Raw genomic sequence first — 20,166 nt, 5'->3', positions numbered from 1 at the left:
CAACGGCACCGTGCTCGTGAAGATGGCGGTGCCGGTGCAATCCGCAGTGTCACTCGGCCCGTACAGGTTGAACGTCACCGTGCCCGTCGGGTTCAGCCCACCGGTCACCGTCGCCGTGTCCGAGATCGAGCCGCCCACGGTGGCCGAGGTCGCGACGGTGGTGACCCCGGTCGTGCGCTTGGCGAGGACCGACGTCTCGTTCGCGGCCCCACACGGAGCCGTGAATGCGAGGTTGTTGGCGTCCCCGGAGTAGGCGGCTGTCCAGAAGTAGCTGCCGGCCGTCGTCGGGGTGAATGCGTCGGACGTCGCGGTGGTGCCGCCCACGAGCGGCACGGTGCTGGTGAAGATGACGGCGCCGCTGCAGTCGGAGGTCGAGTACAGGTTGAAGGTGACGGTGCCCGTGGCGGTCGGATTCGTCGTCGCACCTGTCACCGTCGCGACGTCGTGGATCGCGTCGCCCACGGTGCCGCCGGTGGCCGCGGTGGTGAGCGCAGTGGTGTTCTTCGACCGAGGGTCACTGATGTAGTTGACCGATTGCGAGGTCCCCACGGGAATCGTGTAGTTGAACGTCGAGTTCGCGGGCTTGTCGTAGCCCGGCGGGGGAGCCGTCTCGACCACCGTGCACGGCGTGCCGGCCGGACCGGCGATGGCGATGATGCCCGTCGGCGAGGTGCCGCTCACCGTGTAGGTCGTCCCGTTGAACACCGTCGTGCCGTCGATGCCGGAGATGACGACAGGCGGAATGGTGATCGAGGTCGTGCACGTCACGGTGAAGGCGGCACCGGCCAGCGGCGTGTGCGTCGTGTCGCCGGTCGCCTGCTTGATGATCCGGAGGTCGCCGCCGACGTGGAAACATGCGGGGTTGGCCTTGCGGTTCGATGCCTGCGACTTCGACGGGGCCGCAGTCGTCTTGGCGTAATTGCAGTACTCCGCGCCGATCGGCGCGGTCTCAGGGATCACGAGCTGGAACGTCAGGATGAAGTCCGTGGTGTTCGGCACGAAGGACACCTCGTACTTGGCCACCGCAGTGTCGCCGATGAAGACGCAGTCGGTGATGACGAAGGTGGACCGGCCGCTGACATCGCTCGCGTCGACCGGATAGCCGATCTGGAAGGTGACCGTGCCACCCGGCTCCAGATCCCCGGACACCAGACGCTTCGTCGTGTTCTGCGAGCCCGGGGTCGCGGTCACGCCGTTGCAGCCGCTCGTGTCGGGCAGTTGCGTGACCACGGGATCACCAGACGCGGCCTGCGCGACATTCATGACCGTCAGGGGGACCGCGATCGCCGCGAGGGCGACGGCGCCGACGACTGCGAAGGACCGACGGACCTTGAGAGCACGCACGAGCAACCACCGTTTCCTGAGACCTATGGCCCGGAAACGCCCCCGCCTCCGGTTGCAACTGGGCGAGGAGCAGTCTTGAACGCTCCGATCCCCCGATTGCTTGAACCGTTATAACGGGCGTCGACCCGCCACGGATACGGCGAAACGTTCTCGTCAGCTAATTGCCACGAATCGGAAGCCCCAAACCACACGAATCGGACGCAGCGGTGTGATTCACGTGAGCTGTTCGAACCGCCAGGAGTCGTCGATCATCGCGGCCAGGTCGCGCGTCGGGTGCCAGTCGAGGACCGCTGCGGCCTTCTCGTTGGAGGCGATGAGGACCGGTGGATCGCCTGCCCGCCGCGGCGCCTCGACCACGGGCACCTCGCTACCGGTGCCCAATCGAACCGCATCGAGGACCTGCCGCACCGAGTAACCGGTGCCGCTGCCGAGGTTGATGACCTCGTGCTCGCCCGGCGCACCGGCTGACAGAGCCCGCAGGTGGGCGTCGGCGAGATCGACGACGTGGATGTAGTCGCGCACGCATGTGCCGTCCTCGGTCGGGTAGTCGGTGCCGAACAGGGAGAGCGGACCGCCGGCGCCGGCGGCCGCGCGCAGCGCGTTCGGGATCAGGTGCGTCTCGGTGGCGTGCCGCTCGCCGTAGCTCTGACCGCCGGTGGTGTGCAGCGCGCCGGCGACGTTGAAGTAGCGCAGGCTGACCGCCGCGATGCTGTAGGCCTCGGCGTAGTCGCGCAGCGCGAGGTCGATGGCCAGCTTCGACGCGCCGTAGGGACTGGTCGGGCGGGTCGGAGCATCCTCCCGGATCGGCTGCTGTTCGGCCTCGCCGTACGTCGCGGCCGAGGAGGAGAAGACGATCCGGTCGACTCCGTGGGCGTGCATCGAGTCGAGGAGCGCCACCGTGCCGACGACGTTGTTGCGCCAGTAGAGCGCCGGGTTCTGCGCCGACTCGCCGACGAGTGACTTGGCGGCGAAGTGGATGACCGCCTCGATGTCCCAGTCGCCGAGGACGGGGTCCAACCCGCTGATCGGGAATTCGTGGAAGACCGCACCCTGCGCTACGGCGTCGCGATGGCCGGTGGACAGGTCGTCCACGACGACGACCTCGTTGCCCTCGGCCAGCAGTTGAGCGGTCACGACGCTGCCGATGTAACCGGCACCGCCGGTCACCAGTACACGCATTCGCCCGCCTTCTTCCGGTGTCGGCCGTCCGGGCTCGACGCTACCCGGAAGAATGGGCGGCGTGACCGTCGACCTCGAGACACCGGACCTGCTCGGCAACGAGACCGGGGACGCCGAGCTGCGCGCCGACGTGCGCCGCGTCGGGACGCTCCTGGGTGAGTCACTGGTCCGGCAGCAGGGCGCGGATGCGCTCGAGCTGGTGGAGCAGGTGCGGGCGCTGACCAAGCAGAGCAAGGCCGGCGAGCCGGCGGCCCGCGACTCGGTGCGGGCCCTGCTGGCCGAGCAGCCGATTGCGACGGCGGCCGTGCTCGTGCGCGCGTTCTCGGCCTATTTCTACCTGGCCAACGTCGCCGAGCAGGTGCACCGCGTGCGCGGCCTGCGGTCCCGGCCGGCCGACGAGGGCTGGCTGGCGCGAGCGGTCGCGGCGGTGGCCGACGAGAAGGGGGCGACCGCGCTCCGCGAGGCGCTGGACGAGCTGGCGGTGCGTCCGGTGTTCACCGCACATCCGACCGAGGCGAGCCGCCGGTCGATCCTCACCAAGCTGCGCCGGGTGGCCGACATCCTGGCCGCGCCCACCGAGCCGGGCAGCGCGGCCCGCGCCCGGCAGGACCGCGACCTGGCCGAGCTCGTGGACCTCGTCTGGCAGACCGACGAGCTGCGTCGCCACCAGCCGACCCCGCTCGACGAGGCGCGCAATGTTGTCTACTACCTGCAGGATCTGGCCGACGAGACGCTGCCCGAACTCGCGACGGACCTGGCCGACGAGGCGGCGCGGCACGGCGTCGCGCTGTCGGCCACGGCGCACCCGCTGACGTTCGGCACCTGGATCGGCGGCGACCGCGACGGCAACCCGAACGTCACTGCGGCTGTCACGCGAGACGTCCTGCGCATGCAGCACCACGTCGCGGCCCGGGCCATCGACCGGGCGCTGGACGGGCTGATCGCCGAGCTGTCGTCGTCGACCGCGGTGGTCGCCGCATCGCCCGAACTGGCCGCGTCGATCGAGGCCGACCTCGCCGTGCTTGACATCGACCCGCGGCTGATCACCCTGAACGCGACCGAGCCGTATCGCCTCAAGCTGACCTGCATCAAGGCGAAGGTCGCCAACACGCGGCGGCGCATCGACGAGGGCCTGCCGCACCAGCCCGGCCGCGACTTCCGCGGCACCGATCAGCTGCTCGCCGAGCTGGACGTGCTCGCGGCCTCGCTGCACACCAACGCCGGCGGGCTGATCGCCGACGGCCTGCTCGCCCGCGTCCAGCGCACGATCGCCGTGTTCGGGCTGCACCTGGCGACGATGGACGTCCGCGAGCACGCCGACGCCCACCACCACGCGGTCGGGCAGCTGGTCGACCGGCTGGTCGAGGAGACCTGGCTCTACGCCGACGTCCCGCGCGACTACCGGATGCGCCTGCTGTCGCGTGAGCTCCGCTCGCGGCGCCCGCTGGCCGGGTCGCCGCCACCGCTCGACGAGGCCGGCGCCAAGACGTTCGCCGTGTTCACAGCGATACGCGACGCACTGGACACCTACGGGCCCGAAGTGATCGAGAGCTACATCGTGTCGATGACGCGCGGGGCCGACGACGTGCTCGCCCCCGTGCTGCTCGCCCGCGAGGCCGGCCTCGTCGACGTGCACGGCGCGGGCGCCGGGGCGGGCGGCGCCCGCGAGCCGTACGCGCGCATCGGCTTCGTCCCCCTGCTCGAAACGGTGGACGAGCTGCGCAAGGCCGGCGAGGTGCTCGACGATTTGCTCGGCGATCCGACCTACCGGCTGATCGTCCGGCTGCGCGGCGACGTCCAAGAGGTCATGCTCGGGTACTCCGACTCGAATAAGCAGGCCGGCATCGTCACCTCGCAGTGGGAGATCCACCGGGCCCAGCGGACGCTGCGCGACGTCGCGGCGCGGCACGGCGTCCGGTTGCGGCTGTTCCACGGCCGCGGCGGGACCGTAGGCCGGGGCGGCGGCCCGACCTACGACTCGATCCTCGCCCAGCCGTGGGGCGTGCTGGACGGTGAGATCAAGTTCACCGAGCAGGGCGAGGTCATCTCCGACAAGTACGCGCTGCCCGAGCTGGCTCGCGAGAATCTCCAGCTGACGTTGGCCGCCACGTTGAGCGCGTCCACTCTGCACCGCTCACCGCGGCAGTCCGGAGCGCAGCTCGCCCGCTGGGACGAATGCATGGACGTCGTGAGCAGCGCCGCATTCGCCGCGTACCGCGCGTTCGTCGACGACCCCGACCTGCCCGACTACTTTCTCGCCTCCACCCCGGTCGAGCAGCTGGGCCAGCTCAACATCGGTTCGCGTCCGTCACGGCGGCCGGATTCCGGCGGCGGGATCGAGGGCCTGCGGGCGATCCCGTGGGTGTTCGGTTGGACCCAGTCGCGACAGATCGTGCCGGGCTGGTTCGGCGTCGGCAACGGGCTGGCGGCGGCGCGGGCGGCCGGTCTCGACGAGGTGCTGGCCGAGATGCACGAACAATGGCACTTCTTCCGGACGTTCATGTCCAACGTCGAGATGACGCTGGCCAAGACCGATCTCGACATCGCGGCCCACTACGTGGGCACGCTCGTGCCCGACCATCTGGCCCGGCTGTTCGACGTCGTCCGTGACGAGCACGCGCGGACCGTCGACGAGGTCCTGCGGGTGACCGGCGAAGAGGCGCTGCTGGACGACTCGCCGGTGCTGCAGCGCACGTTCGCCGTCCGCGACGCCTACCTCGACCCGATCTCCTACCTGCAGGTGGATCTGCTGGCCCGGGTACGGGCGGCCGGCCCGGGAGACGTGCCGCCGGAGCTGCACCGCGCCCTGCTGCTCACGATCAACGGTGTTGCCGCCGGGCTGCGCAACACCGGCTGATGGCCGAACGGAGCGGCGGCCGCCCGCCGGCGCCCACTGACGAGACCGTGCACCGCGCCGACTGGTACGGCGCGGACATCGGCGAGGTCGTCCACGAGCGGGTGCTCTTCCAGGACCCCGACTTCGACGAGGCGACCGGCACCGGCGCCCGCTTCGTCGACTGCACGTTCCGCAGCGGGAGCTTCGTCGGGGCGCAGCTCGAGTCGTGCGCGTTCGAGAACTGCACGTTCGTCCGCTGCTCGTTCCTGAACGCCGAGCTGACCGAGTGCAAGTTCGTCGGCAGCATGTTCGACGAGTGCACGTTCGACCAGCTGCGGGTCGACGGCGGCACCTGGTCGTTCGTCGGGCTGCCCGGCGCCGATCTGCGGCGGGCGTCGTTCACCGGTGCCGAGTTGCGCGAGGCCGATCTGACCGGCGCCCGGTTGCGCGGCGCGAAGCTCGCCAAGTGCGACCTCCGGTCGGCGATGTGGTCGCGCTCCGATGTCTCGGCCTGCGATCTGCGCGGGTCCCAGATCGACTCGCTCGACCCCAACGAGGTGACCATCGGCGGGGCCATCGTGACCTGGGAGCAGGCGGTCGTCCTCGCCCGCAATCTCGGCCTCGACGTCCGTTCGGAATAGCGCCAGGGTGGCGTCCGAAAACCGCCAGTCGATGTGGGTGGAGCAGGGCAGACTGGGTCCATGCTTCTTCCGGACGCCGACACCTGCTACCGGGCGGTGCAGTCGCGCGACCCGCGCTTCGACGGCTGGTTCTTCACCGCCGTGCGCACCACCGGCATCTACTGCCGGCCGTCCTGCCCGGCCATCACCCCGCAGCGGCGCAACGTCACCTTCCACCCGAGCGCGGCCGCGGCCCAGCGGGCCGGCTACCGGGCGTGCAAGCGCTGCCGCCCCGACGCATCGCCGGGCTCGCCGGAATGGAACGCCCGCGGCGATCTCGCCGGCCGGGCCCTGCGGCTGATCGGCGACGGCGTCGTCGACCGCGAGGGCGTTCCGGGGCTGGCCGGCCGGCTGGGCTACTCCGAGCGCCAGCTGCACCGCACGCTGGTTGCCGAGGTCGGCGCCGGCCCGCTCGCCCTGGCACGGGCGCAGCGCGCCCAGACGTCGCGGCTGTTGCTCGAGACCACGGACCTGCCGGTCACCGATGTCGCGTTCGCCGCCGGCTTCGCCAGCGTCCGCCAGTTCAACGACACCGTGCGCGAGGTGTTCGCGACGACGCCGAGCAGCCTGCGGGCGAATCGGCGACCCGGTGCCCCGGTGGAGGCCGGTGTGGTGTCGCTGCGGCTGCCGTACCGGCAACCGATCCAGCTGACGACGCTGCTGGACCTGCTGGGCGCGCACGCCGTCCCCGGCCTCGAGCAGTACACCGACGGCGTGTTCAGCCGGGTCCTGGCCGCGCCGCACGGTCCGGCGCTGGTGTCCCTGTCAGCCGGCGACGGCGCCGTCCTGTGCCGCGCCCGGCTGCACGACACGCGCGATCTCGTGGCGGTGGTGGCCCGCGTCCGGCGCTTGCTGGATCTCGACGCCGACCCCGTCGCCGTCGACGCGGTCCTGGGCGACGACCCGGCCCTGGCCCCGCTCGTCGCAAAGCGGCCCGGCCTACGCTCACCCGGCACCGTCGACGGCTTCGAAACGGCGGTGCGCACCATCGTCGGCCAGCAGATCTCGGTCAGCGGCGCGCGGACCGTGCTCGGCCGCATCGTCGCGGCGTCCGGCCGGTCCGCGTTTGCCGACGAACCGTGGCTGCTCTTCCCGTCCGCCGCCGACCTCGCCGCGCTCGACCCCGCCGACCTGCCGATGCCCCGGGCCCGCGGTCGCTCGATCGTCGGGGTCGCTACCGCGTTCGCCGGCGGGGGGATCGAGCTCGATCCCGGTGCCGACCGCGACCAGATCCGTGCGGCCCTGCTCGGACTGCCCGGAGTAGGTCCCTGGACGGCTGACTACCTGCTGATGCGTGCCGTCGCGCATCCCGACGTGCTGTTGACGTCCGACCTCGTCGTCCGCCGAGCGGCCGACGACCTCGGCCTCGATCTCACCGACGGCGAACCGGCGTGGGCGCCCTGGCGCAGCTACGCCACCTACCACCTATGGGCCCATCTGTACGCCGACCTCTGGAGCGTTGCGCCATGACCCGCTACACCACGATCGACTCGCCTCTGGGCACGCTGCTGGTCGCCCGCGACGACGAGGGCATCACCGCCCTGTTGCTGCCGACCGGACGTCACAAGGCCGAGCCGGCCGAGGGCTGGACGCGCGACGACGGCGCGTTCGACGACATCCGCACCCAGCTCCGCGAGTACTTCGCGGGCACCCGGACCGAATTCGACCTGCCGCTGCACATGATCGGCAGCGCGTTCCAGCGACGCGTCTGGGCGGCGCTGCGTGAGATCCCCTGCGGCGAGACGACGAGCTACGGCGCGCTGGCCGCCTCCATCGGCGCCCCGGGGGCCGCGCGGGCGGTCGGGCTGGCCAACGGGCAGAACCCGGTGTCGATCATCGTGCCGTGCCACCGGGTGATCGGCGCCAACGGCTCGCTGACCGGCTACGGCGGCGGCCTGCCGGCCAAGCAGTGGCTGCTGTCGCACGAGGCGCAGCAAGCCGGCCTGTTCGCGGTCTGACCACCCCCCGCTTTCCACCTTTCAGCGCTGCAATCGGGCCGTTCCAGCAGCCCTGAAAGGTGCAAAGCGGGCTAGGAGTGGAACGAGTTCTGGGCGGCCAGCAGGCCTTGGGCCAGCAGCAGCTCGATGGCGTCGGCGGCGCGGTCGACGTGGAAGCCGAGGTCCTTGCGTTCCGCGGCCGCGAACTCGCGCAGCACGTAGTCGGCGGGGTCCTGCCGGCCGGGCGGCCGACCGATGCCGAACCGCACCCGTGCATAGTCCCTCGAACCGAGCGCCGAGCTCATCGAACGCAGGCCGTTGTGCCCGCCGTCCCCGCCGCCGGCCTTGAGCCGCACCGTCCCGTACGGCAGGTCGAGGTCGTCGTGGATGACAGTGATTCGCTCGACCGGCACCTTGTAGAAGCGGGCGATGGAGGCGACCGGACCGCCCGACTCGTTCATGTAGCACTTCGGCTTCATCAGCACGACCGGCTGCCCGGCCACGCGGCCCTCCACGACGTCCGCGCGTCCCTTGTGGGCCTTGAACCGGCCGCCGATGCGCTCGGCGAGCAGGTCGACGACGAGGAACCCGGCGTTGTGCCGGGTGCCGGCGTACTTGGGCCCGGGATTGCCGAGGCCGACGACAAGGGTTCTGTCGTCGGCCACGGGAAGGTGCTCGGACTATTCGGCGGAGGCGTTCTCGCCGGAGTCGCCACCGGTGTCGGAGTCGTCGCTCGACTCGGTCTGGGGCGCGTCCTGGACGATGCCCAGCTCCTCGGCCGCCGCGGCGTCCTCGGCCTCGAGCTGCTCGGCGGTCGGGGCCTCGGCGATCGAGAGGATCAGGTTGTCCGGGTCGGTGATCAGCGAAGAGCCGGACGGCAGCTGGACGTCGCCCGCGGTGATCTGGGTGCCGAACGCGAGATCGGTGATGCTCACCTCGATGCCGGTCGGCAGGTGGGTGGCCTCAGCCTCGACGCTGATGCTCGTGTTCTCGAGGTTGACCAGGCCGCCGGGCACCACGTCGCCGACGACGGTGATCGGGACGTCGATGGTCACCTTCTCACCGCGACGCACCGCCAGCAGGTCGACGTGCTCGAAGTGACCCTTGATCGGGTGGCGCTGGATCGACTTCGGGATGACGAGCTGCTCGCCGCCTTCGACGTCGAGGGTGAGGAGCACGTTGGAGCCGCCGTGGCGGATCGCGTTGGCGAACTCGCGGGCGGGCAGGGCCACGTGTCGCGGATCGTCGCCGTGACCGTAGATCACGGCCGGCACCTTGCCGGCCCGGCGGGTGCGGCGAGCGCCACCCTTGCCGAACTCGGTGCGCGTCTCGGCGGGCAATCGAACCTCGGACACAGCTGTACTCCTCTAAGAATTTCGATCTCGAATTCGTCGCGGTGCCTCGGACGCATGACGCGCGTCGACGAACGACACCGCGTCGATGACGGATCCGCTCAAACGGTCCCTCGCCGGGGCAACCTCGTCAGCTTACCGGAGTCTCGTTAACTCGCCGCGCACGGCCGGGTAGGCCGCTTCCATGGCGCAAATCGGATACACCTTGATGACCGAGCAGGCTGGGCCGCCCGCGCTCGTCCACGACGCGGTGGCCGCGGAAAGGGCCGGATTCGACTTCGAGGTCAGTAGCGACCACTACTTCCCGTGGCTGGACAGCCAGGGACACGCACCGAACGCGTGGGTGACCCTCGGCGCGGTGGCCCAGGCCACCGAGACGGTCGACCTCATGACCTATGTGACCTGCCCGACGTTCCGCTACCACCCCGCCGTCGTCGCCCAGCAGGCCGCGACGCTCGGCCTGCTCAGCAACGGCCGCTTCACCCTGGGCCTGGGTGCCGGCGAGAACCTGAATGAGCACATCGTCGGACGCGGCTGGCCCGGCGCGAACGAACGGCACGAGATGTTCGCCGAAGCGGTGGACATCATCAAGGCCTTGCTCGACGGCGGCTACGTCAACTTCGTGGGGCAGCACTACCGCGTCGACTCGGCCAAGCTGTGGGACCTCGGGGAGCCGCCCCCGCGCATCGGCATGGCCGTCTCCGGCGCCCAGTCGTGCGAGCTCGCCGGGCGAGTCGCCGACCTGATGATCGCGGTGGAGCCCGACGCCTCGCTGGGCGAGCAGTTCGACGCCGCCGGTGGCAAGGGCAAGCCGCGGGTCGGCCAGCTGCCCGTCTGCTACGACACCGACAAGGACGCCGCGATCGAGCGGGCGCACGACCAGTTCCGCTGGTTCGGCGGCGGCTGGAAGGTCAACGCCGAGCTGCCGGGCCCGGCCGGCTTCGCCGGCGCGACCCAGTTCGTCACCAAGGACGACGTCGCCGAGTCGATCCCCTGCGGCAGCGACGTGGACGCGGTCGTCGACGCCGTGAGGCAGTTCACCGACGCCGGCTTCACCCACGTCGCCCTCGTCCAGATCGGGGGCGAGCACCAGGCACCGTTCCTCGAGTGGTCGGAGAAGGAGCTGCTTCCGGCGCTGCGCGAGCTTTAGGGAGCCGATCCGTAGGGTGGTCGGGTGCTCTCTGCCGACGTCGTCCGCGTGCGGGCACCGGCGAAGGTCAACCTCCATCTGGGTGTCGGCGCCCGGCGCGGGGACGGGTTCCACGAGGTGTTCAACGTCTTCCACGCCGTCGATCTGGTCGATGAACTTGTCGCCCGCCCGGACGAGCTGACGAGCCTGACGATCACCGGCGAAGGGGCCGGCGACCTGCCGACCGACGAGACCAACCTGGCCTGGCAGGCCGTCGCCCTGGTGGCCGAGACCGTGGGGCTGGACGACCCGGGGCTCCGGCTGGAACTGGACAAGGCGATCCCGGTCGCCGGTGGCATGGCCGGCGGGTCGGCCGATGCGGCGGCCGCACTGGTGGCATGCGCCCGGCTGTGGGGAGTGCGGGCCGACCTCGGCGAGCTGGCTGCCCGACTGGGTTCCGACGTCGCCTTCCCGCTGCTGGGCGGCACAGCCGTGGGCACCGGGCGCGGCGAGCTGCTCAGCCCGCTCGCGACCACCGGCCGGCTGCACTGGGCCCTCGCACTGGCCGACGGTGGCATCTCGGCCGGCGCCGCGTATGCCGAACTCGACCGGCAGCGGGCGGCCGGAACGGCACCGCCGCCGGCCGGCGATCCCGGCGCGCTGCTCGCCGCCCTTGCCGGGGGCGACGTCGCAGGCGTCGCGGCCACGCTGGTCAACGACCTGCAGGCGGCGGCCCTCGTCCTACGTCCGGCCCTGGCCGACACCCTCGCCGCCGGGGCCGCCGCGGGCGCGCTGGCCGGCGTCGTCTCCGGCTCGGGCCCGACGTGCGCGTTCCTGTGTCCCGACGAGTCCGCCGCCGACCAAGTCGCGGCCGGGCTGCTGGCCGCCGGCGTGTGCCGGGCCGCGCGGGTCGCGTCCGGGCCGGCTCCCGGCGCACACGTGGTGGCGTGATGGCGAACCTCGTCAACCTCGAGAACGTCAACAAGGCCTACGGCACGACCGTGGTCCTCGACTCGGTCTCCCTCGGCGTCGGGGACGGCGAACGGATCGGCGTGGTCGGCCGCAATGGCGGCGGCAAGTCGACCTTGCTGCGCCTGATCGTCGGTGAGGACCTTCCGGACTCCGGGCGGGTCACCCGGACCGGCGGCGTCCACGTCGCCCGGGTCGACCAGCGCAGCGACCTCCCGGCCGCGACGACGGTGCGCAGCTACGTCGTCGGCGACGGCGCCGTGCACGAGTGGGCCGGCGACGCCGCGGTCCGCTCGATCCTCGAGGGGCTGGGCTTGGCCGCGGTCGGGCTGGACTCCGATCTGGCCCGCCTTTCCGGCGGCGAGCGGCGCCGCGTGGCGTTGGCCGCCGCCCTCGTGCAGCAGGCCGACCTGCTCGTCCTCGACGAACCGACCAACCACCTCGACATCGAGGGCATCACGTGGCTGGCCGAGCACCTGCGCCCTCGGCGGGGCGCGCTGCTGGTCGTCACCCACGACCGCTGGTTCCTCGACGCCGTCTGCGAACGCATGTGGGAGATCGGGGACGGCGGCGTCCGCCCCTTCGACGGGGGGTACGCGGCCTACGTGCTGGCCCGCGCCGAGCGGGCGCGGCAGGCCGACGCGTCCGAGGCGCGCCGGCAGAACCTCCTGCGCAAGGAGCTGGCCTGGCTGCGCCGCGGCCCGCCGGCCCGCACGTCCAAGCCGCGCTTCCGGATAGACGCGGCCGAAGCGCTGATCGCCGACGTTCCCCCTCCGCGGCGCTCCGTCGAGCTGCGAGCACTGGCCCAGCGCCGCCTCGGCCGCACAGTCGTCGACGTCGAGGACGTGACGATGAAGGTTGGCGACCGCATGCTGCTCGACCACGTGACCTGGCACGTCGGCCCCGGCGACCGGATCGGCGTCATCGGGGTCAACGGGTCCGGCAAGACGCATCTGCTGCGCCTGCTCGCGCAGGAGATTCCGCCGACGACGGGCACCGTGAAGGTGGGCCAGACCGTCCACACCGCGCACCTGAGCCAGGAGATCCGCGAGCTGCCCGACCACCTGCGGGTGATCGAAGCGGTGAGCGAGGTACGCACCACGGCCGAGCTCGAAGGCGTCGAGCTGTCGGCCGGGCAACTGGCCGAGCGCTTCGGTTTCGCCAACGAGCGGCAGTGGACGCCGGTCGGTGACCTGTCCGGCGGGGAGCGGCGCCGACTGCAGCTGCTGCGACTGCTGCTGACCCAGCCGAACCTGCTGCTGCTGGACGAGCCCACCAACGACCTCGACACCGACACCCTCGCCGAACTCGAGGACCTGCTCGACGGTTGGCCGGGCACGATCGTGGTCGTCAGTCACGACCGTTACCTGCTCGAACGCGTCTGCGACACGACCGTCGCGCTGCTCGGCGACGGCTCGCTCGCCGCGCTGCCCGGCGGCGTGGACGAGTACCTGCAGCGTCGTGCCGCCGGCGCCGCCCGCGCCGAATCAGCCGCAGCCGAGGACCGGCGCGAGCGACGAGGCGACACCCGCGCCGCGCGCAAGGAACTCACCCGCCTCGAGCGGCGCATCGACACGCTGCACAAGCGCGAGGCGACGCTGCACGACCAGCTCGCCGCCGCCGCCGCCGACTACCCGCGGGTGGCCGAACTCGACGCCGAGCTGCGCTCGGTCGTGGCCGACCGCGAGGCCACCGAGGAGTCGTGGCTCGCGCTCGCCTCAGAGCACGAGTGATCCGTCGGTCAGGCCGTCGGGCGGTACGTCAGATGGATGACGCCGTTCTCGAACGTCTCCTGTGACGCCAGCTCCAGCGGGATGCGCGGGCTGCCATCGGGGAACAGCCGAGCACCGCGGCCGAGCACGAGCGGGTACATGAGCAGGTGCAGCTCGTCCACCAGCCCGTCCGCCAGCAAGGCCCGCACCAACGTGCCGCTGCCGCTGATGTAGATGCCACCGTCGACCTCGTCCTTCAGCCGACGGATCGCAGCCGGGTCGTACCCGCCGAGGATGCTCGAGTTCTGCCACTCGTCGGCCGAGGTCAGGGTCGACGAGACGACGTGCTTGGGCGTGTCGTTGAAGAACGGCGCGCCGGGATCCAAATCGGCCGTGCGGCCGGACCAGGCCGGCGCGAACATCTGGAACGTCGTCCGACCGAGCAGGATCGCCGAGCTGGCCGCGGTCAGCTCCCCGATCGTGCGGCCCATCCCCTCGGTGAAGCCGTACGGCGCCGTCCACCTCGGGTCCTCGAAGACGCCGTCGAGGCTGATGAATTCGTGCACGCCGATTGTGCCCATGGTGATTTGCCCTTCGTTGCGAGTTGCCCTTACATCTGGGCGTCGCACCACGGGCCCTTGTTTCGACAGGCCTCAACGGGAATGTTTCAGGACGGGCGAGGCGTGTGCTCCGGCTCGTCCTCGTCGGCGCCGGCGGCACCCGCGGTGCCCGACAGCGTCGCCAGCATCTGCCGGACGTTGGTCAGCTGCGCGTTGATGGCGTTGCGGCGCTGGGTCGCGGCCGCCAGCTCGCGCTCGGACTCGCCGCGGATGCGGTCGGCCCGCTCCATGGCGTCGGCGACGATCTGCTCGGCCTTGCGCTCGGCGTCGGCCTGCAGCTGCTGAGCGCGGCGCGCGGCCTCGGCCTGCAACTGGTCACCCTCGGCGCGCAGCTTGGCGACGCGGTTCCGCGCGGCCTCGAGCTCGCGCTCGGCGACCTCGGCCCGCTCCTGGAACTGCTGCTCGGCGGTGTCGCGCCGCTCGGCCAGCGTCTGCTCGAAGTCGGCGGCGGCCTTGGCGGCGCGGGCCCGCTGCTCCTCGTAGAGCGCCTCGGCCTCACCGCTGCGGGCGATCGCCATCCGCTCGGCCTCGTCGGCCATCTGGTCGGCGGCGCGCTTGGCGTCCTCGATCAGCCGGCTGGCGTGCTCGTCGGCCGAGGTGCGGACCTCGTTCGCGTACGCGTCGGCTTCCTGACGGGTGGTCGCGGCGGTCTCTTCGGCCTCGGCGAGCCGGCTGTCGACCTCGGCGACGGCGGCATTGCGCATCTCCTCGGCCTCTTCCTCGGCGATGGCGAGGATGCGCCCGATGCGCTTGCCGAAGTCGTGGAAGGTCGGCTCGGCCGGCGGCAGCGGCTTGGCGGCCTTCGCCTTCTCGGCGCGGCGCAGCTGCTCGGCCAGCTCGTCGGCGCGCTGTTGAGCCTCTTCTGCGGTCCTGGAGAGTTCCGTGACGTGGCGCTCGACCTCGACGGGGTCATAGCCATGCCGGACGCTTTTGAACGGGAGCGAATTCTGTGAAGTCATGACTCTCTCGGTACCTCGTCGGTTTCGGGGGGCTTCGGTCTGGCGGTCTGGGGACGTTCGGAGACTGCAAGCGCCTCGATGACGCCGGACAGGTCCCCCAACTGCTTACTGATCTCGTCACGGTGGGCCGAAAGGACAGCGACCTCGGCCCGGGCCTCGGCCAGGATAGAGCGTGCCTTGGAGCGTAGTTCGTCCGCTTCATCCCGGGCGCTGGCAATTGTCCGGCTTGCCTCATCGCGCGCCGACCGGCGCACCTCGCGGGCCTCGTCCTGCGCCCGGGCCAGCTGGTCGGCGGCCCGCTCGCGGACCGCGCGGGCACCGGTCTCGGCTTCGGCGATGCGCCGCTGGGCGCGCTCCTCGGCGGAGCGGGCCTGCTCGGCGGCCTGGCTGAGGATCTCCTCGGCGTCATCGCCGGCCTGCTGTCGGATGACGCCGGCGTCGGCCTCGGCGTCGTCCAGGGCTGCGTTGGCTCGGGCGGCGAGGTCCTCGCTGGCGTGCAGGGCGGCGTCGGCGATCTGCTCGGCCTGGGCCTGCGCGGCCGCCACCGCGGCGGCGGCTTCACTGCGCGCGCGCTCACGGACCTGCTCCGCGTCGGCGGTCGCGCTCTGCCGGATCTTGGCCGCGTCCGCCTCGGCCGCGGCCATCAGGTCGGCGATCGTCTGCTGCGTCCAGGCGGTCTGCTCGCGCGCCTCGGCTAGTTCCAGGGCGACCGTCTCGCGAGTTTCTTCGAGGATCGCATTGCGGTGCTCGCGGGCGTCGAGGCGGATCTGCTCCGCCTCGTCCTTGGCCCCGGCTACCTCGTTCTCGGCGCCTTCGCGGACGGCGCGGGCGTGCTCCCGCGCCTCGGCCATCAGCGCGTCGATGCGGGCCTGCGCGTCTTCGGCCTCTCCGGCCAGCCGGCGTTCGTGATTGGCGCGCGCGGCGGCGAGTTCGCGGGTCTGCGCTCCAGCCATGGCGTCGAGCTCGGACTGCAGCTCGAGCAGCCGCTGGGCGTGCTGCGCGTCGATCTCCTCGCCCCGGCGCCGCGCGGCGGCGACGATGGCCTCGGCCTGCTCGCGCAGGACGCCCGCGGCCGCCTTGCCGTTGGAGACCTCGCGCTCGGCGTCCTCACGCGCCTGGGCGAGCATCGTCTCGGCGCTGTGCTCGGCGTTGGCAATGACCAGCGCCGCCTGCTCGAGGGCGTCGTTGACGATGGCTTGGGCCTCGTCGTGCGGGGCGCTCAGTGCGGTCGGGGTGGACGGGGCGAGCGGTTCGGCCGGCGGCGACGCCGAAGTCTCCGCACTCGGCGCCCCGGCCAGCGAGGCGGGGGCGGCGTGCCGTCCGCTGGGCTTGTCGAGATCGACGGAGCCGTTCGCGGCGCCGCGCGGCTCCGCCGAACCGGACTCGGGGGGCGTGTCGGTTCCGAGGGTCGGCGGGACGCGGCGCCGTGGCACCGGACGGGCGCGTGGTCCGGAACCAGCCGCTCCCGGCGCGTCCTCGCGGGTTGCGGAATCGCCCTGCATGCGCACATCGTCGCAGGCGCACGCCGTCCGCGCGACACCACCCGCCCCACCGTACGCGGGCGCGAGCACCTGGCGACGGCCCGCGTTAGCTCTTGCGCCGCGGAAAGGGCCGCGGTTTGGCCTCCAGATGGGCCAGTCCGTTCCAGCCCAGATTGACCAGATGCGCGGCAACCTCCTCGCGGCTCGGCTTGCCCTCCTCGAGCCACCACATCCCGGTGAGCGCGACCATTCCGACCAGCATCTGCGCATACATGGCGGCGTGCTTGGTGGTGATCCCCCGCTGCCCGAATTCCCGGACGAGCACGTATTCGACCTGGTTGGCCAAATCGTTGAGCAGCGAGGAAAACGCCCCGGAGGTGGAGTCCCGGGACAGGATCCGGAAGCCGTCGGCCTCTTCCTCGATGTAGGTGAGCAGGGCCAACGCGGCCTGCTCGACGAGCTCGCGCGGGTGCTGGCCGGCCGACAGCACCTGCGTCAGCCGGTCGAGCAGGGCGCTCATCTCGCGGTCGACGACAACGGCGTAGAGCCCTTCCTTGCCGCCGAAGTGCTCGTAGACGACCGGCTTGCTGACCTTGGCCCGCGCCGCGATCTCCTCGATGGACGTCCCGTCGAAGCCCTTCTCGGCGAACAGCGCGCGGCCGACGAGCACGAGCTGCTCCCGCCGTTCCCGACCGGTCATCCGCACGCGGGCCCGACCTTCGCTGTCACTCATCACCCATGATGGTCCCATGGAGACCTCCACGGACTCGGTCACTTACAGCAGCTACCTGCGGCTTCCCGAGCTGCTCGCGTGCCAGTCACCGGCAACCGACGAGCACGACGAGCTGCTGTTCGTGATCATTCATCAGGTCTACGAGCTGTGGTTCAAGCAGATCCTGCACGAGGCGGCGCTGCTGCAGACCCGGCTGGAGACGGGCCAGGGCACGGGAGCGCTGCACACCGCGCGGCGGATCGCCAAGATCCTGAAGACGATCGTCGGGCAGCTCGACGTGCTGGAGACGATGACGCCCCGGCAGTTCGCCTCGTTCCGCCCGCACCTCGGGTCCTCCAGCGGCTTCCAGTCCGACCAGTTCCGCGAGCTCGAGGCGGTGCTCGGCCGCCGCGACCTGCCGGCCGACGACCCCGGCACCGCGGCCGCGCTGCAGCGCCGGTCCGTGTTCGACTCACTGCTGCGCTACCTTTCAGTGACCGGCTACGACGTGCCGCCGCCGGCCCTGGAACGCAATCCGGCCGAGCCGTGGCGCGGCGGCGACCCGGCCATCGTGGAGGTGCTCACCGCCGCGTACGACGACGACGACAACCCGGCCTCCGAGGTCTGCGAGGCGCTCGTCGACATCGACGAGGGCATCCAGGAATGGCGCTACCGGCACGTCAAGATGGTCGAACGGATCATCGGCGCGAAGATGGGCACCGGCGGCTCGGCCGGGGCCGAATACCTGCGCGCGACGCTCTTCCGGCCGGCGTTCCCGGACCTGTGGGAGGTGCGCGGTGCCTGAGCCGATCGCGTCCCGGGCGGCCGCGCAGGCCGCCGACGAGGCCGACCCGCTCGGGTATGCCCGGGCCCGCTTCGTCCTGCCCGAAGGCCGGGTCTATCTCGACGGCAACTCCCTCGGCGCGCTGCCCACCGGTGTGCGGGACGCCGTGCAGGACACCGTCGAACGCGAGTGGGGCCGCGACCTGATCGGCTCGTGGAACAGCAACGGGTGGTGGACGCTGCCGGCCCGGGTCGGCGACCGCATCGGCGCCCTGGTCGGGGCAGCGCCGAGCCAAGTGATGTGCGGCGACTCGACGAGCATCCAGCTCTTCCAGGCCCTCGTCGCGCTCGCCCGGCTGAACCCGGGCCGGCGCACCATCGTGACCGACGAGGCGAACTTCCCGACCGACCAGTACCTCGCCGAGTCGGTCGCGCGCCTCCTGGGCATGCAGCTGATCCGCGTCTCGCCGCATGACGTGGGCGCGGTGCTCGGTCCGGACGTCGCCGTCGTCTCCTTCAGCGCCGTCGACTACCGGACGGGCCAACTGTGGGACGCCGCGGCGGTGACGCAGGCCGTGCACGCGGCGGGTGCGCTGATGCTGTGGGACCTCGCGCACGTCGCTGGTGCCGTGCCCTTCGAGCTGGACGCCCTGGGTGCCGACGCGGCGGTGGGCTGCTCCTACAAGTACCTCAACGGCGGCCCGGGCGCGCCGGCGTGGATCTACCTGGCCGCCCGCCACCAGGACGGCGCCGACCTGCCGCTGTGCGGATGGCAGGGCCATGTCGCCCCGTTCCAGCTCGATGCTGTTTACGCACCGGCCCCCGGCGTCGAGCGGGCCCGGATCGGCACCCCACCGGTGCTGGCCATGCGCTCCCTCGACGCCGCGTTGGACGTGTTCGACGGAGTGTCGCTGCTCGACCTCCGGGCGAAGTCCCTGGCGCTCACCTCGCTCGTCCTCGGCTACGCCGACGCACTCGGCGTGCCGAGCGTGACGCCGCGCGACCCGGCCCGTCGCGGTTCGCAGGTCGCACTGCAGCTGCCCTTCGCCTACGAGCTGACACAGGCGCTCATCGCCCGCGGCGTGGTCGGCGACTTCCGGGCGCCCGACCTGCTGCGGCTGGGCTTCGCCCCGCTGTACCTGTCCTACGTCGAGGTGTGGGACGCCATGGACACACTGCGGGCGGTGCTCGAGACCGAGGCCTGGCGCGACCCGGCCTTCGCCACCCGCGCCGCGGTCACCTAGGCCGGGTCGACGCGGAGCTTGGCGAGCCGCTCGGCCTTGGGCCACCGCACGTCGGTCGCCCAGCCGAACTTCTCGAACAGCCAGATGACGCGGGCCGACGCATCGAGCTGCCCGCGCAGGACCCCGTGCCGGGCCGCGGTGGGGTCGGCATGGTGCATGTTGTGCCAGCTCTCGCCGAAGCTCAGGATCGCTAGCGGCCAGAAGTTCGCGCTCTTGTCGCGGGCCTGGAACGGCCGTTCGCCGATGGCGTGACAGATCGAGTTGATCGACCAGGTGACGTGGTGCAGCAGGAAGATCCGGACGAGCGACGCCCAGAAGAACGCCGACAGCGCGGCGCCCCACGACAGGCGGACCAGGCCCGCGATGGCCGGCGGCAGCAGCATGGAAAGCAACAACCAGACCGGGAACAACGTATCGACGATGCGAATGTCCCTGTCCCGCATGAGGTCGGGCGTGTACTTCTCGCGGTTGGTGTGGTTCTCGTCGAACATCCAGCCGAGGTGGGCCCAGAACAGGCCCTTCATCAGCGCCCCGGTCGTCTCGCCGTAGCGCCACGGGGAGTGCGGGTCGCCGTCGCGGTCGCTGTAGGCGTGGTGGCGGCGGTGGTCGGCGACCCAGCGGATCACCGGGCCCTCGATCGCCATCGATCCGGCGATGGCGACCGCGATGCGCAGGGGCCGGTTCGCCTTGAAGGAGCCGTGGGTGAAGAGACGGTGATAGCCGACGGTGATGCCGAGCCCGGACACGTAGTAGAAGACGACGACCAGGACGACGTCCGTCCAGTTCATGCCCCATCCCCACGCCACCGGGACGGCCGCCAGGAACGCGAGGAACGGGACGATGACGAAGCTGTACAGCATGAACTGCTCGCCGCGACGCTTGGTGCCTTCGAACACCGGCTTCGGGGCGTCGGGGGTGATGTCGGGGCGTTCGTCGACCACGGTCATGGGAAGCGGTACTCCAACGTTACGGAAGCGTAGGTTACGTCAGCGTAGTCACCGATCCGCGACGGCGGCACCTCGGCCATGAAATAGGCTGACTGGGCTTCGCGTGATGAGCGCTCGCGCGAAGAGCCATCCAGCGAGTGAGCATCGTAGGGAGCGAAGCGACTGAGGAGCGGAGCGAGCCTGCGATGAGCGCTCGCGCGAGGAGCCATCCAGCGAGTGAGCATCGTAGGGAGCGAAGCGACTGAGGAGCGGAGCGAGCCTGCGATGAGCGCTCGCGCGAAG

17 protein-coding genes and 1 pseudogene are annotated in these 20,166 nt (G+C 71.4%); 9 read left to right on the top strand and 9 right to left on the bottom strand.

What is annotated here, in order from left to right; translation table 11 throughout:
• A pseudogene (locus ABR571_RS02890) lies at positions 1–1,344 on the bottom strand (hypothetical protein); the annotation flags it as partial.
• Between the two features lie 213 nt (positions 1,345–1,557).
• A complete protein-coding gene (gene galE / locus ABR571_RS02885) occupies positions 1,558–2,523 on the bottom strand; it encodes a UDP-glucose 4-epimerase GalE (protein WP_409451683.1) in 966 nt (321 codons plus the stop codon).
• A gap of 52 nt (positions 2,524–2,575) precedes the next feature.
• On the opposite strand from galE, the gene ppc reads away from it, so the two are divergent.
• Genes ppc through ABR571_RS02865 form a run of 4 tightly spaced genes read left to right on the top strand, consistent with a single transcriptional unit; the run spans position 2,576 to position 7,997 of the window.
• A complete protein-coding gene (gene ppc, locus ABR571_RS02880) occupies positions 2,576–5,380 on the top strand; it encodes a phosphoenolpyruvate carboxylase (RefSeq protein ID WP_409451682.1) in 2,805 nt (934 codons plus the stop codon).
• Positions 5,380–6,000, top strand: a complete 621-nt coding sequence (locus tag ABR571_RS02875) for a pentapeptide repeat-containing protein (protein ID WP_409451681.1) — start codon at positions 5,380–5,382, stop codon at positions 5,998–6,000. Before ppc ends, ABR571_RS02875 begins: the two co-directional genes overlap by 1 nt.
• 60 nt (positions 6,001–6,060) lie before the next feature.
• Positions 6,061–7,509 carry an AlkA N-terminal domain-containing protein gene (locus ABR571_RS02870; protein WP_409451680.1) on the top strand — a complete coding sequence of 483 codons (1,449 nt, stop codon included), beginning with the start codon at positions 6,061–6,063 and terminating at the stop codon, positions 7,507–7,509.
• Positions 7,506–7,997: a methylated-DNA--[protein]-cysteine S-methyltransferase gene (locus ABR571_RS02865; RefSeq protein ID WP_409451679.1), complete on the top strand. Its 492-nt coding sequence runs from the start codon at positions 7,506–7,508 to the stop codon at positions 7,995–7,997. The genes ABR571_RS02870 and ABR571_RS02865 overlap by 4 nt, the downstream gene beginning before the upstream one ends.
• A 71-nt stretch (positions 7,998–8,068) precedes the next feature.
• Here ABR571_RS02865 and pth read toward each other — a convergent pair whose 3' ends face one another.
• Positions 8,069–8,641 carry an aminoacyl-tRNA hydrolase gene (pth, locus tag ABR571_RS02860; RefSeq protein WP_409451678.1) on the bottom strand — a complete coding sequence of 191 codons (573 nt, stop codon included), beginning with the start codon at positions 8,639–8,641 and terminating at the stop codon, positions 8,069–8,071.
• 15 nt (positions 8,642–8,656) lie between these two features.
• Positions 8,657–9,331: a 50S ribosomal protein L25/general stress protein Ctc gene (locus ABR571_RS02855; protein ID WP_409451677.1), complete on the bottom strand. Its 675-nt coding sequence runs from the start codon at positions 9,329–9,331 to the stop codon at positions 8,657–8,659.
• Positions 9,332–9,512: 181 nt separating this feature from the next.
• Here ABR571_RS02855 and ABR571_RS02850 point away from each other — a divergent pair, with 181 nt between their 5' ends.
• Genes ABR571_RS02850 through ABR571_RS02840 form a run of 3 tightly spaced genes read left to right on the top strand, consistent with a single transcriptional unit; the run spans position 9,513 to position 13,159 of the window.
• Positions 9,513–10,478 (top strand): LLM class F420-dependent oxidoreductase, encoded by a 966-nt coding sequence (locus ABR571_RS02850; protein ID WP_409451676.1) that lies wholly within the window; start codon positions 9,513–9,515, stop codon positions 10,476–10,478.
• A gap of 24 nt (positions 10,479–10,502) precedes the next feature.
• The gene (locus ABR571_RS02845; protein WP_409451675.1) at positions 10,503–11,408 is read left to right on the top strand and encodes a 4-(cytidine 5'-diphospho)-2-C-methyl-D-erythritol kinase; all 906 of its coding nucleotides are present in this window, start codon (positions 10,503–10,505) and stop codon (positions 11,406–11,408) included.
• Complete coding sequence (locus tag ABR571_RS02840; protein WP_409451674.1) at positions 11,408–13,159, top strand: ABC-F family ATP-binding cassette domain-containing protein; 1,752 nt, start codon at positions 11,408–11,410, stop codon at positions 13,157–13,159. Before ABR571_RS02845 ends, ABR571_RS02840 begins: the two co-directional genes overlap by 1 nt.
• Before the next feature lie 8 nt (positions 13,160–13,167).
• Here ABR571_RS02840 and ABR571_RS02835 read toward each other — a convergent pair whose 3' ends face one another.
• From ABR571_RS02835 to ABR571_RS02820, 4 genes are all read right to left on the bottom strand, one after another.
• The gene (locus tag ABR571_RS02835) at positions 13,168–13,719 is read right to left on the bottom strand and encodes a dihydrofolate reductase family protein (RefSeq protein WP_409451673.1); all 552 of its coding nucleotides are present in this window, start codon (positions 13,717–13,719) and stop codon (positions 13,168–13,170) included.
• An 86-nt stretch (positions 13,720–13,805) separates the two neighbouring features.
• Positions 13,806–14,717, bottom strand: a complete 912-nt coding sequence (locus ABR571_RS02830) for a hypothetical protein (protein WP_409451672.1) — start codon at positions 14,715–14,717, stop codon at positions 13,806–13,808.
• Positions 14,714–16,219 carry a hypothetical protein gene (locus ABR571_RS02825; protein ID WP_409451671.1) on the bottom strand — a complete coding sequence of 502 codons (1,506 nt, stop codon included), beginning with the start codon at positions 16,217–16,219 and terminating at the stop codon, positions 14,714–14,716. Before ABR571_RS02825 ends, ABR571_RS02830 begins: the two co-directional genes overlap by 4 nt.
• A gap of 85 nt (positions 16,220–16,304) precedes the next feature.
• Positions 16,305–16,931: a TetR family transcriptional regulator gene (locus ABR571_RS02820; RefSeq protein ID WP_409451670.1), complete on the bottom strand. Its 627-nt coding sequence runs from the start codon at positions 16,929–16,931 to the stop codon at positions 16,305–16,307.
• Between the two features lie 16 nt (positions 16,932–16,947).
• Here ABR571_RS02820 and ABR571_RS02815 point away from each other — a divergent pair, with 16 nt between their 5' ends.
• Both ABR571_RS02815 and kynU read left to right on the top strand, forming a co-directional pair.
• Entirely contained in the window at positions 16,948–17,715 is a 768-nt protein-coding gene (locus ABR571_RS02815) for a tryptophan 2,3-dioxygenase (RefSeq protein ID WP_409451669.1), read from the top strand.
• A complete protein-coding gene (gene kynU / locus ABR571_RS02810) occupies positions 17,708–18,937 on the top strand; it encodes a kynureninase (RefSeq protein ID WP_409451668.1) in 1,230 nt (409 codons plus the stop codon). Before ABR571_RS02815 ends, kynU begins: the two co-directional genes overlap by 8 nt.
• Here the strand turns inward: kynU and ABR571_RS02805 are convergent.
• The gene (locus ABR571_RS02805) at positions 18,934–19,884 is read right to left on the bottom strand and encodes an acyl-CoA desaturase (RefSeq protein WP_409451667.1); all 951 of its coding nucleotides are present in this window, start codon (positions 19,882–19,884) and stop codon (positions 18,934–18,936) included. The genes kynU and ABR571_RS02805 overlap by 4 nt on opposite strands.
• Positions 19,885–20,166: the final 282 nt, after the last annotated feature.

It is taken from the genome of Jatrophihabitans sp. (genome assembly GCF_046262535.1).
GTDB lineage: Bacteria > Actinomycetota > Actinomycetes > Mycobacteriales > Jatrophihabitantaceae > Jatrophihabitans.
The sequence above is the reverse complement of the archived record's forward strand: the minus strand, read 5'-3'. Positions and strand labels throughout refer to the sequence as shown.

Coding starts and splice junctions, on each gene's coding strand:
- galE (WP_409451683.1), bottom strand. CDS start 2,523: ATGCGTGTACTGGTGACCGGCGGTGCCGGTTACATCGGCAGCGTCGTG.
- ppc (WP_409451682.1), top strand. CDS start 2,576: ATGGGCGGCGTGACCGTCGACCTCGAGACACCGGACCTGCTCGGCAAC.
- ABR571_RS02875 (WP_409451681.1), top strand. CDS start 5,380: ATGGCCGAACGGAGCGGCGGCCGCCCGCCGGCGCCCACTGACGAGACC.
- ABR571_RS02870 (WP_409451680.1), top strand. CDS start 6,061: ATGCTTCTTCCGGACGCCGACACCTGCTACCGGGCGGTGCAGTCGCGC.
- ABR571_RS02865 (WP_409451679.1), top strand. CDS start 7,506: ATGACCCGCTACACCACGATCGACTCGCCTCTGGGCACGCTGCTGGTC.
- ABR571_RS02850 (WP_409451676.1), top strand. CDS start 9,513: ATGGCGCAAATCGGATACACCTTGATGACCGAGCAGGCTGGGCCGCCC.
- ABR571_RS02840 (WP_409451674.1), top strand. CDS start 11,408: ATGGCGAACCTCGTCAACCTCGAGAACGTCAACAAGGCCTACGGCACG.
- ABR571_RS02835 (WP_409451673.1), bottom strand. CDS start 13,719: ATGGGCACAATCGGCGTGCACGAATTCATCAGCCTCGACGGCGTCTTC.
- ABR571_RS02830 (WP_409451672.1), bottom strand. CDS start 14,717: ATGACTTCACAGAATTCGCTCCCGTTCAAAAGCGTCCGGCATGGCTAT.
- ABR571_RS02825 (WP_409451671.1), bottom strand. CDS start 16,219: ATGCAGGGCGATTCCGCAACCCGCGAGGACGCGCCGGGAGCGGCTGGT.
- ABR571_RS02820 (WP_409451670.1), bottom strand. CDS start 16,931: ATGAGTGACAGCGAAGGTCGGGCCCGCGTGCGGATGACCGGTCGGGAA.
- ABR571_RS02815 (WP_409451669.1), top strand. CDS start 16,948: ATGGAGACCTCCACGGACTCGGTCACTTACAGCAGCTACCTGCGGCTT.
- ABR571_RS02805 (WP_409451667.1), bottom strand. CDS start 19,884: ATGACCGTGGTCGACGAACGCCCCGACATCACCCCCGACGCCCCGAAG.